This is a genomic window from Cupriavidus sp. CuC1 (genome assembly GCF_044627735.1).
GTDB lineage: Bacteria > Pseudomonadota > Gammaproteobacteria > Burkholderiales > Burkholderiaceae > Cupriavidus > Cupriavidus ulmosensis.
Genome location: NZ_JBIUHC010000241.1, coordinates 1 through 10624 on the forward strand (window position 1 = coordinate 1; position 10624 = coordinate 10624).

10 protein-coding genes and 1 pseudogene are annotated in these 10624 nt (G+C 66.9%); 9 read left to right on the plus strand and 2 right to left on the minus strand.

Annotated elements, in window-relative coordinates; translation table 11 throughout:
* Both ACGLHR_RS48380 and ACGLHR_RS48385 read left to right on the plus strand, forming a co-directional pair.
* Positions 1-245, plus strand: a pseudogene (locus tag ACGLHR_RS48380) (histidine kinase); the annotation flags it as partial.
* A gap of 374 nt (positions 246-619) precedes the next feature.
* Positions 620-2104: an MDR family MFS transporter gene (locus tag ACGLHR_RS48385; protein WP_400102849.1), complete on the plus strand. Its 1485-nt coding sequence runs from the start codon at positions 620-622 to the stop codon at positions 2102-2104.
* 40 nt (positions 2105-2144) lie between these two features.
* Here the strand turns inward: ACGLHR_RS48385 and ACGLHR_RS48390 are convergent, their stop codons facing one another.
* Entirely contained in the window at positions 2145-2486 is a 342-nt protein-coding gene (locus tag ACGLHR_RS48390; RefSeq protein WP_318234077.1) for a DUF190 domain-containing protein, read from the minus strand.
* Positions 2487-2743: 257 nt separating this feature from the next.
* Here ACGLHR_RS48390 and ACGLHR_RS48395 point away from each other — a divergent pair, with 257 nt between their 5' ends.
* On the plus strand, positions 2744-3763 hold the full coding sequence (locus tag ACGLHR_RS48395) for a Bug family tripartite tricarboxylate transporter substrate binding protein (protein WP_400102844.1): 1020 nt from the start codon (positions 2744-2746) through the stop codon (positions 3761-3763).
* Positions 3764-3885: 122 nt separating this feature from the next.
* Here the strand turns inward: ACGLHR_RS48395 and ACGLHR_RS48400 are convergent, their stop codons facing one another.
* Complete coding sequence (locus ACGLHR_RS48400; protein WP_400102845.1) at positions 3886-4404, minus strand: MarR family winged helix-turn-helix transcriptional regulator; 519 nt, start codon at positions 4402-4404, stop codon at positions 3886-3888.
* Between the two features lie 136 nt (positions 4405-4540).
* Here ACGLHR_RS48400 and badH point away from each other — a divergent pair, with 136 nt between their 5' ends.
* The 6 genes from badH (at position 4541) to ACGLHR_RS48430 (ending at position 10432) form a co-directional block, all read left to right on the plus strand.
* Positions 4541-5308: a 2-hydroxycyclohexanecarboxyl-CoA dehydrogenase gene (badH, locus tag ACGLHR_RS48405; protein ID WP_318234079.1), complete on the plus strand. Its 768-nt coding sequence runs from the start codon at positions 4541-4543 to the stop codon at positions 5306-5308.
* Between the two features lie 59 nt (positions 5309-5367).
* The gene (gene badI / locus ACGLHR_RS48410; protein ID WP_400102846.1) at positions 5368-6150 is read left to right on the plus strand and encodes a 2-ketocyclohexanecarboxyl-CoA hydrolase; all 783 of its coding nucleotides are present in this window, start codon (positions 5368-5370) and stop codon (positions 6148-6150) included.
* 90 nt (positions 6151-6240) lie between these two features.
* Positions 6241-7392 carry a cyclohexanecarboxyl-CoA dehydrogenase gene (gene aliB / locus ACGLHR_RS48415; protein WP_400102847.1) on the plus strand — a complete coding sequence of 384 codons (1152 nt, stop codon included), beginning with the start codon at positions 6241-6243 and terminating at the stop codon, positions 7390-7392.
* A gap of 65 nt (positions 7393-7457) precedes the next feature.
* A complete protein-coding gene (gene aliA / locus ACGLHR_RS48420; protein ID WP_400102848.1) occupies positions 7458-9110 on the plus strand; it encodes a cyclohexanecarboxylate-CoA ligase in 1653 nt (550 codons plus the stop codon).
* A 13-nt stretch (positions 9111-9123) separates the two neighbouring features.
* On the plus strand, positions 9124-9900 hold the full coding sequence (locus ACGLHR_RS48425; RefSeq protein WP_400102850.1) for an enoyl-CoA hydratase: 777 nt from the start codon (positions 9124-9126) through the stop codon (positions 9898-9900).
* A 220-nt stretch (positions 9901-10120) separates the two neighbouring features.
* Positions 10121-10432 carry an amino acid ABC transporter permease gene (locus ACGLHR_RS48430; RefSeq protein ID WP_318237370.1) on the plus strand — a complete coding sequence of 104 codons (312 nt, stop codon included), beginning with the start codon at positions 10121-10123 and terminating at the stop codon, positions 10430-10432.
* The last annotated feature ends 192 nt before the right edge of the window (positions 10433-10624 follow it).

Sequence of the window (10624 nt, forward strand, 5' to 3'; positions counted from 1 at the left end):
CTCGCCCGGCCGCCGCGGCGCCGCGTGCCGGTACCGTGCGCACCGGCCGCGAGCCCGTGCTGCCCAGCAAGGCCCGCGCACCGGTGGTGCGTCAGGTCCGTGAGCCCGTGTTGTCGTCCAAATCGCTGCCCGCCGCCCGCCTGGCCAGGCCAGTTGCGGTGGCAGCGCCAGCGGCGCGCCGTGCCGCGCGCACGCCGGCTGCCGGCAGCCTGGCCGTGGCAGGCGGCGACTGGGAATCATTTTGAGTCCGGCTGCGTCGCCATTAGCGCGACGCAGCAGCGTTCAGGTTCGGAGCCCGGCAAGCCAGCCGGGGGCGGCTGCAAGGCGGAAGGCTTAGGCCTACAATAGCGCCCTTGTATACAAAAACAGACAGGAGCGATGAGGCCCGTTTGCGGCGGCATTGCACTCCATGTCCCACGCCGTGCGTTCTCTCTCCCTCCAGCCCATGACCGCCGTCTCCATGCCGCCGTTTCCGGCAGCTTCAGCTCCGCCATCCTCCCCCCAGCCCCCAGCGACCGCGATCGCTTCCGTCACGTCCGATTCCTTCTCGGCGGCAGACCATGCCGGCAAGACTGGCAACGCAGCATCCGGCCCGCCGGCGGTGCCGCCGGTGCCGGTGATGCAGGTCATCTTCGGGCTGATGCTGGCCATCCTGCTGGGGGCGCTGGAGCAATCGATCGTGGCCGTGGTGCTGCCGGAGATCGCGCTCCAGCTCAACGGTTTTGAAGAAATGGCCTGGGTGGTCTCGGCCTACCTGGTGGCCTCCACGGTGGTGACGCCGATCTACGGCAAATTGTCCGACCTGCTCGGGCGGCGCTCCGTGCTGTCGTTTGCCATCGTGCTGTTCTTCCTGGCCTCGGTGGCCTGCGCGCTGGCGCAGACCATGCCACAACTGATCATCGCGCGCATCCTGCAAGGGCTGGGCGGGGGGGGCCTGATCTCGGTGTCGCAAGCCACGATCGCCGATGTGGTGCCGCTGCGTGACCGTGGCCGCTACCAGGGCTATGTGAGCGGGGTATGGGCCGTGGCCAGCATGGCGGGCCCGGTGATCGGTGGCTACCTGGCGCACTACCTGTCGTGGCGCTGGATTTTCTGGATCAACCTGCCGCTGGCGCTGATCGCGCTGCTGGTGGTGCGCCGCGCGCTCAAGCACCTGCCTGCGGGCGGGCGGCGCCATCGCATCGATTACGTTGGCGCGCTGCTGTTCGGTGGCGGCCTGACCGGCGTGCTGGTCTTCCTGACCCGGCTCGGGCAGGGGCAGTCGGCTGCCACGCCGCAGACGCTTGGCCTGCTGGTGGCCGGGCTGGTGGCCATGGTGCTGTTCGTATGGCAGGAGCGCCGGGTAGCCGATCCGATGATCCCGCTGGCCATGCTGCGCGTGCCGACGGTCACGATCTGCTGCATCACGCTGTTTCTGTGCTTTTTCCAGTTGATCGCCATGTCCGTGCTGTTGCCGCTGCGTTTCCAGGTGGTGGGCGGCGTGCAGGCCGACACCGCCGCGCTGCGGCTGGTGCCGCTGACGCTGGCCATCCCGTTCGGCGCGTTCTTCTCGGGCCGCTTGATGTCTTGGAGCGGCCGCTATAAGCCACTGCAGCTGGTGGGCTCGCTGGTCGCGCCGTTGGCGATCGTCGCACTGGCGTTCGTCGATCCGCATGCGGTAGTGTTGACCGCGCTGGTGATGGTGATCCTCGGCCTGGCCATCGGGCTGCAGTTGCCCAGCGGGCTGGTCGCCACGCAGAACGCGGTGCCCGCGCACCAGGTAGGCGTGGCCACGGCGCTGACCGCCTTCTCGCGCATGCTCGGCGGTGCCGTCGGCGTGGCAGTGCTGACTACGGTGCTGATCGCGCTGCTGCGCCACAGCGGCATGGGCGCGGCGGAGCTGGCCGGCGGCGAGGACATCCTGATGAGCATGTTCCACCGCGCCATGGTGGGCGGCGATACGGCCGATGCGGGTGCGGTGCGCGCGGCGGCCGAGGTGGCGTTCCGCACCTTGTTCCTGCTCAGCGCCGCCGTGTCGCTGGTGGCGCCCTTCCTGGTCGCGCGTTTGCCGGAGGCCACGCTGCGTGGCAGCACCAGCACCAGCGTGGCGGCCAGCATGGATTGACGAAGGTTGACGGGGCGCACTGGCCGCGCTGCCGGCCAGGTCAGGGGCTCTGCGCCCCTGGCGCGCTGCTTTTCCCCAGGAAGCCGAACTCCACCGGCGTCTTGGCGTAGAACACCTGGATGTCTTCCAGGGCGAGGCGGTCGAACAGCCGCTGCACTTCCTCCTCCGTGGCAATCACGGTGATCTCCTCCGGCCGGTCGGCCAGCTCCAGGAAATGCCAGGTATGAAAGCGGCGGTCATGGCCGATGCCTTCAGCCGCCACCATATGCGTGGCGCCGCGGATCTGCAGTTCGCGCAGGATTTGCAGCAGCCAGTGGGATAGCTGCTTGCCGTGATGGCGGCGGTTTTCGATGGTGAACAGGGTGAGCTGGAAGCCTTGCACGGCAGCCTCCTTTCTTGCCCCCGTTGCAGCGGTGTTCGCGTGCCGCGGATGCGGCATGGACGGCGTGCGCCTGACAGGGTGGCGTCTTCAGTGTAGGCGCGATACCTGCGCACCCAAAAACCAAGGGATTACCCTAGTCTCATTCCCTAAGAGGACCGGCTATATTTCCTTTTGTTTCAATAGCGATCTTTGGTTTTATATATGAAACATAAGCCAGGAGATCACTCTCATTACGCCAACCCCCTAGCAGGCCCCCAGTGCGACATCCGAAGTCCGAAACCAACATCAGGCGTGCCCTGCGCGGGCCTGCCATTGCCTGCCTCGCGCTCGCCAGCCTGTGGGTTGGCGCGGCACCGGTGGCCCGGGCCGCGCAACCCGTCTCCGCCTGCAGCGCGCTGCGCATCGTTGTGCCATTTCCGGCAGCCGGCCCGGCCGACCTGCTCGCGCGCACGCTCGCGCAGGGTTTGCACCAGCGCCGTGGGCTTACCGTGGTGGTGGAAAACAAGCCCGGGGCCAACGGCAATATCGGCATCGACGCGGTGCGCCGCGCGGCGGGCGACGGCTGCACCTTGCTGGTGGCGCCCGCCGGCAACCTGACCATCAACCCCACGCTGTTCCCGGCGCTGTCCTACAACGTGGAGCGGGACTTCCGCCCCGTCTCGCTGCTGGCGAGCTCGCCCAATGTGCTGGCGGTGCATCCTTCCGTGCGCGCCAACTCCGTGCAGGAACTGGTGGCGCTGGCCCAGCGCGCCAATCCGCCGCTTGGCTATGCCAGCCCCGGCGTAGGCAGCGGCCTGCACCTGGCCGGCGAGCTGTTCCGCCAGCAGACCGGCATCGCGCTGCTGCATGTGCCTTACAAAGGCACCACGCAGGCGCTCAACGATGTGGTGGGCGGGCAGGTGCCGATCCTGTTCGGCACGCTGCCCACGCTGGCGCCGTTTATCCGCTCCGGCGCGTTGCGCGCGCTGGCTGTGACCCAGGCCACGCGCTCGCCCGCCGCGCCCGCGATTCCGTCGCTGGCGGAGCAGGGCGTGCGCGGCATCGAGGTCAGCTCGTGGTACGCGCTGCTGGTGCCGCGCGCCACGCCGGCCCCGGTGGTGGACGCGCTCCATGCCGATGTGCGCGAAGTCTTCGGCGGCAAGGCTGTGCGTGAGGAACTGGCGCGGCAGGGCATGGAGCCGGCTGCCGGCACGCCCGATGCGCTCGCCACGCGCATCCGCCAGGAAACCGCGGGCTGGGCCGAACTGATTCGCGCGCGCGGCATCAAGGCTGAATAAGGCCACAGTGCAATAACGTAATAGCGCAATAGCGCAATAGCGCAATAGCGCAATAGCGCAATAGCGCAATAGCGCAAGCCGGCTCTGGCAGCCGGCTTGCGTCGCCCCTCACGCGCGACTCCTCACTCTCGCGCATCCTCCCCCGCGGGGCCTTCGGCATCCAGCCCCTTCATGTTCTCCAGCAGCTTGAGCAGGTAGTGCAGCGTGTGGGTAATGTCGCTGGTTGAAAAATCGGTCAGCGCTCGCTCGTAGTAATCCCGGATCTTGGGCTGGGCCAGGCGCAGCCACACATGGCGCCCGGTCTCCGTCATGGTGACCAGCCGCGAGCGCCGGTCGCGCCCGTCGGGCGCCATGCTCAGGTGGCCGTCGCGCTCCATGCGGCTGATCAGCCCCGACAGGTTCTGCCGGCTCACCATCAGGTAGCGCGCCAGGTCTCCCACGCTCATGCCATCGGCCGCCTGTGGCCGCGACAACGCGCCCAGCACGGCCCACTGCTGCGTCGTCAGGCCTTCGGCCTCGACCGCCCTCGACCCCGTTTTATGCAACATATTTGCGCATTGGTACAGGCGAAAGAACAACCTGTTTGCCATTTCCATGCGTGCCGCCGGGGCAAGATCATCATCAAAATCGGGGTTAACCATCATAAATTCCTGAGTAGCCACACTTGCATTGGTCCAGCTGCCAGCCTAGTATACGTCAATATCTTTACATATTTAACCGCTGGAGCGCGACGCATCAGCCGCACGATAGCACCCTGGACCACGAAAGGAGAACACTGTGCAAAGACTTGAAGGCAAGACGGTCATCGTGACCGGTGGTGGTGGCGGCATCGGCGGGGCAGCCTGCCGGCGCTTTGCGCGCGAGGGCGCCGCCGTGGCCGTGCTCGACCTGAACCTGGCGGCAGCGCAGCAGGTAGCCGCCCGCATCCGCGAAGACGGCGGCCGCGCCGAGGCGTTCCAGTGCGACATCACGGACCGCGCCAGCGTGGATGCCGCCGTGGCGGCCACCACCAGCCAGCTCGGCCCCGTCGATGTGCTGGTCAACAACGCAGGCTGGGACGTGTTCAAGCCGTTCACCAAGACCGAGCCGGCGCAATGGGACCGCCTGATCGCCATCAACCTGACCGGCGCGCTGCACATGCACCACGCGGTACTGCCCGGCATGGTGGAGCGCAAGCGCGGGCGCATCGTCAACATCGCCTCCGACGCGGCGCGGGTGGGCTCGTCCGGCGAGGCGGTCTACGCGGCCTGCAAGGGCGGCCTGGTGGCGTTCTCCAAGACCATCGCGCGCGAGCACGCCCGCCACGGCATCACCGTCAACGTGGTATGCCCCGGCCCGACCGATACCGCATTGTTCGAGGATTACAAGCAAGGTGCCGGCAACCCGGAAAAGCTGATCGAGGCCTTCACCCGCTCGATCCCGCTGGGCCGCATCGGCCAGCCGGAGGACCTGCCCGGCGCGATCCTGTTCTTTGCCAGCGACGACGCGGCGTTTATCACCGGCCAGGTGCTGAGCGTGTCGGGCGGCCTGACCATGAACGGCTGAATGCAACTGCAGCAATTGGAGCGATTGCAGCGATACCGACGACAACGGAGACAAAGACCATGAACTACGAAGACATCCTCTACGAAGTGCGCAACGGCGCGGCCTGGATCACCATCAACCGCCCGGAGAAGATGAACGCCTTTCGCGGGCGCACCTGCGACGAACTGATCCATGCCATCAACCGCGCGGGCTACGACCGGGAGATCGGCGCCATCGTGCTCGCCGGCGCCGGCGAAAAAGCCTTCTGCACCGGCGGCGACCAGTCCGCGCATGAAGGCCAGTACGACGGCCGCGGCACCATCGGCCTGCCGATGGAAGAGCTGCACAACGCTATCCGCGACGTGCCCAAGCCCGTCATCGCCCGCGTGCAAGGCTACGCCATCGGCGGCGGCAATGTCATCTGCACGATCTGCGACTTCACCATCGCCTCCGACAAGGCCGTGTTCGGGCAGGTTGGCCCCAAGGTCGGCTCGGTCGATCCTGGCTACGGCACCGCTTTCCTGGCGCGCGTTGTCGGCGAGAAAAAAGCGCGGGAGATCTGGTACATGTGCCGCCGCTATCCGGCCGCCGAAGCCCTCGCCATGGGCCTCGTCAACGCCGTTGTTCCCCATGAACAGCTCGATGCCGAAGTGCAGAAATGGTGCGACGAGATCATGGAGAAGAGCCCCACCGCGCTGGCCATCGCCAAGCGCTCGTTCAACATGGACACGGCCCATCAGAGCGGCATCGCCGGCATGGGCATGTACGCGCTCAAGCTCTATTACGACACCGAGGAATCGCGCGAGGGCGTGACCGCCTTCCAGGAAAAGCGCAAGCCCGATTTCCGCAAGTACGCGAAGTAAGCCGCCGTTGCCGCCGTTGCCATCATAGGCAACGCGGCCGCATGGCGCATCGCATCGGCGCGCCATGCGGCAAGACATCCTGGAGACGCCATGAACCCCTATCTCGACGAAGACCTGGTCGCGCTCGGCGACCATGCCCGCCGTTTCGCCACCGAACGTATCGCGCCCGGCTTCCTGGAGCGCGACCGCACCCGCGAACTTGACCGCGCGCTGATGCGCGAAATGGGCCAGATGGGCTTTATCGCCCCCGAGCTGCCCGAGCAATACGGCGGCCAGGGCCTGGGCTGCCTGGCGGCCGGCGTGATCCACGAAGAAGTGGCCCGCGCCGACCTGAGCCTTTCCTATATCAACCTGCTGGCTTCGCTGAACGGACAGATCCTGGCGCACCATGCGGCTCCGGAGATCGCGCGCCCGTGGCTGCAGCGCCTGACGCAGGGCGAAGCCCTGTTCGCCATCGCGCTGACCGAGCCGCGCGGCGGCTCGGACGCGGCCAATCTGCGCCTGCGCATGGAGCGCGATGGCAACCACTACGTGCTCAACGGCGAGAAGACCTCCATCTCCGCCGCCGACCAGGCCGACGCCGCGGTGGTGTTCGCGCGCAGCGGCGCTGTTGCGGCGGGTGCGCGCGGCGTCTCGGCGCTGCTGGTGCCGATGGACCTGCCTGGCATCACCACCAACCGCTTCGATTGCCACGGCCAGCGGGCCATCGGGCGCGGCTCGATCTTCTTCGAGAACGTGCGCGTGCCCGTCAGCCATCTGCTCGGCAACGAAGGCGAGGGCTTTGTGCAGGTGATGCAGGGCTTCGATTTCTCCCGTGCGCTGATCGGCCTGCAGGTGCTGGCGGTGGCCAAGGCGAGCCTGGAAGAAACCTGGGAATACGTGGCCGAGCGCCAGGCCTTCGGCAAGCCGCTGGCCGCCTTCCAGGGCGTATCCCATCCGCTGGCGGATTTCGAGACGCAGGTTACTGCAGCGCGCCTGCTGTGCCTGCAGACGCTCTGGCTGAAGGACCGCAACCTGGCGCACACGGCCGAAGCCGCGATGTGCAAATGGTGGGCGCCAAAGCTGGCCTACGACGTGGTGCACCAGTGCCTGCTGTCGTTCGGCCACGGCGGCTACGACCGCGGCCCGCTGGAGCAGCGCCTGCGCGATGTGCTCGGCTTCCAGATCGGCGACGGCACGGCGCAGATCATGAAGACCATCATCGCGCGTACCCGCGCGGGCCGGGAAGCGGTGCCGGCCTGATATCGCCAGCGAGCAAGCCCCAGACAGCAAGCCTGACCAAAACGACAACAACGAGGAGACACGCCATGGAATTCGACGCCATCCTGCTGCCCCCGCGCCGCGCCGCCAGCGTTGCGCAAGGGCTCTGGCCCGAGCGCACCATCAACGATGCGCTGGACGACTGCGTGGCCCGTTGCCCCGACCAGGTCGCGCTGACCGCATTGCGGGTGGAAGGCGGCGCGACCACGCGCCTGACGTACCGGGAGCTGGCCGAGCGGGCCGGCCGCATCGCGGCGGGCCTCGCCAGGCTGGGCGTTGGCGCCAACGATGTAGTGTCCTGCCAGTTACCCAACTGGTGGGAGTTCACCGCGCTCTACCTCGCCTGCTCGCGCCTTGGCGCGGTGCTCAATCCGCTGATGCCGATCCTGCGCGAGCGTGAGCTGTCGTTCATGCTAAGGCATGCGTGCAGCAAGGTCGCGGTGATTCCAAAGCGCTTTCGCGGGTTTGACTACGAAGCCATGTTCGACGGCCTGCGCCAGGCGCTGCCTGACCTGCAGCACGTGGTCGTGATCGGCGGCGCCGGGCCCAATGCATTCGAGACGTTGCTGGCCGGCGCCGGCACGCAGGACGCGGCTACGGGCCCTCGCCCCGGCCCGGACGACATCACCCAGCTCATCTACACCTCCGGCACCACCGGCGCGCCGAAGGGCGTGCTGCATTCATCCAACACGCTCATGGCCAACATCGTCACGTACGCCGAACGCCTGCGCCTGGCCGCGGGCGACGTGATCCTGATGGCCTCGCCCATGGCGCACCAGACCGGCTTCATGTACGGCCTGATGATGCCGGTCATGCTGGGCGCGAGCGTGGTGCTGCAGGACACCTGGGAGCCGCGCAAGGCCGTGGCGCTGATCCGGCAGGAAGGCGTCACCTTCACCATGGCCTCCACGCCGTTCCTCACCGACCTGGCCCGCACGGTCACCGAGACCGGCGATGCCGTGCCCACGCTGCGCGCCTTCCTGTGCGCCGGCGCGCCCATCCCCGGCGCACTGGTGGAGCAGGCGCGCGGCGCGCTGGGCGCCAAGGTGATCTCCGCCTGGGGCATGTCGGAAATGGGCGCGGTGACCACCACCCGGCTCGAGGACGACGATGAGCGCGCCTCCAGCACCGACGGTTGCCCGTTGCCCGGCGTGGCGGTGCGCGTGGTCGACGTAGCGGGCGCGGCGTTGCCGGCCGGCGTCACCGGCCGCCTGCTGGTGCGCTCCTGCTCCAACTTTGGCGGCTACCTGCGTTGTGCGCACCTGAACGACACCGACGCCGACGGCTGGTTCGACACCGGCGACCTCGCCCGCATCGACGCGCGCGGCTACATCCGCATCGACGGCCGTAGCAAGGACGTCATCATCCGCGGCGGCGAGAACATCCCCGTGGTGGAAATCGAAACCGTGCTGTACCGGCACCCGGCCATCGCGCAGGTGGCCATCGTCGCCTATCCCGACGAACGCCTCGGCGAGCGTGCCTGCGCCTTCGTCGTGACGCGCGACGGCCACGCATTCGACATGGCCGCGATGGTGGACTTCCTCAAAGCGCAGAAGATGGCGGCGCAGTACATCCCCGAGCGGCTGGTCGTGCAGGACGCATTGCCGTCGACGCCCGCCGGCAAGATCCAGAAATTCAGGCTGCGGGAGCAACTTCGCGAGAGCGGGCAAGGGGAGGGTAAGTCCAATGCGCGTGCATGAAGAGACACCTGCGATGGAGGAGAACCTGGTCCTGCTGGAAATCGTCGGCCGCGTCGCCGTGATCCGCCTCAATCGTCCCCGGCAGATGAACGCGCTCAACGATGCGCTGATGGATGCGCTCGGCCTGGCACTGCTGGCCTGCGACGAAGACGACGGCATCGGCGCCATCGTGATCACCGGCAACCACAAGGCCTTTGCCGCCGGCGCCGACATCGCTGCCATGCGTGGCTGGGACTATATGGACGTGTTCAAGTCCAACTACATCACGCGCAACTGGGAGACGCTGCGCAACGTGCGCAAGCCGGTCATCGCCGCGGTGGCAGGCTACGCGCTTGGCGGCGGCTGCGAGCTGGCCATGGCCTGCGACATCCTGATCGCGGCGGACAACGCGGTGTTCGGCCTGCCGGAACTGAAGCTCGCGGTCATCCCCGGCGCGGGCGGCACGCAACGCCTGCCGCGCGCCATCTCCAAGGCGAAGGCCATGGACATGTGCATGACGGCGCGCAACATGGATGCGGCCGAGGCGGAGCGCAGCGGCCTTGCGTCGCGGGTGGTGGCTGCTGAGCGGCTGATGGACGAGGCGATGGCGGTGGCGCGGACCATTGCCGGCTTCTCATTGCCGTCGATGATGGCGGTGAAGGAGGCGGTTAACCGCGCCTACGAGTCATCGCTGTCCGAGGGGATCCTGTTCGAGCGCCGGCAGTTGCATGCGCTGTTTGCGACGGAGGATCTGAAAGAGGGGATGAATGCGTTCTTGGAGCGCAGGGCGGCATTGTTCAGGCATCGATAGTCGATATGTGGGCCTCGATGCCGAAACCTTCGGTCTGCCAAGGCTGCACAAGGGGGGGGCCACGTCCGGCCCGCAATTGCCCCATTTTTTGGGGGAGAAATTTGAATATCAAGTCAACGGACGCTTAATACGATTCGTTTAGTGGAGAGCTGGCCAGTCGGGTTGGCTCAATGTTCGCGTTTTCACGGCTGCCCGGACGGTGGCCTTCCAAGGAAATGTCATGAAGAAGATTGTCGCTACCGCTTTCGCGCTGTGCCTTGGCGCAGCATCCATCGCCGCTCAGGCGCAAGGCACCGGCAAGGTCGATCCCTACACCCAGGGCGCCAAGGCTGGCAAGGCAGATCCGTACACCGATGGCGCCAAAGCTGGCAAGGCCGACCCCTATACCGACGGGGCCAAGGCCGGCGACAAGTTTGACCCGTACACCCAGGGTGCAAACAAGAGCTCGCGCGCCAACCTGACGGATTCGAAGGCGAAGAAGTCGCATAAGAAACATACCAAGAAGGCTGCGCCGGCAACTGCCGGGGCCTAAGCCGTCTCGCCTCGCGGCAGTTGGTGCCGTGTGCCTGGGAAAGCCCGCCAGACCAGCGGGCTCAGATTGCTGACAAAGGTCGATCTACGTTGTCGCGCTCCCCTCTCCCGCACGCGCTTAGGTGTGCCCACATTTTTTGAACAACTAGCTGTTCTCCCTACACCCATCTCCACCGGACAGCTATTCATCCTG

What these genes read in the sequence shown, in the direction of transcription:
- ACGLHR_RS48430 (WP_318237370.1), top strand. Translation starts at nt 10,121, where the DNA reads ATGAAGAAGATTGTCGCTACCGCTTTCGCGCTGTGCCTTGGCGCAGCA.
- ACGLHR_RS48425 (WP_400102850.1), top strand. Translation starts at nt 9,124, where the DNA reads ATGGAGGAGAACCTGGTCCTGCTGGAAATCGTCGGCCGCGTCGCCGTG.
- ACGLHR_RS48385 (WP_400102849.1), top strand. Translation starts at nt 620, where the DNA reads ATGCAGGTCATCTTCGGGCTGATGCTGGCCATCCTGCTGGGGGCGCTG.
- badI (WP_400102846.1), top strand. Translation starts at nt 5,368, where the DNA reads ATGAACTACGAAGACATCCTCTACGAAGTGCGCAACGGCGCGGCCTGG.
- aliB (WP_400102847.1), top strand. Translation starts at nt 6,241, where the DNA reads ATGAACCCCTATCTCGACGAAGACCTGGTCGCGCTCGGCGACCATGCC.
- aliA (WP_400102848.1), top strand. Translation starts at nt 7,458, where the DNA reads ATGGAATTCGACGCCATCCTGCTGCCCCCGCGCCGCGCCGCCAGCGTT.
- ACGLHR_RS48400 (WP_400102845.1), bottom strand. Translation starts at nt 4,404, where the DNA reads ATGGTTAACCCCGATTTTGATGATGATCTTGCCCCGGCGGCACGCATG.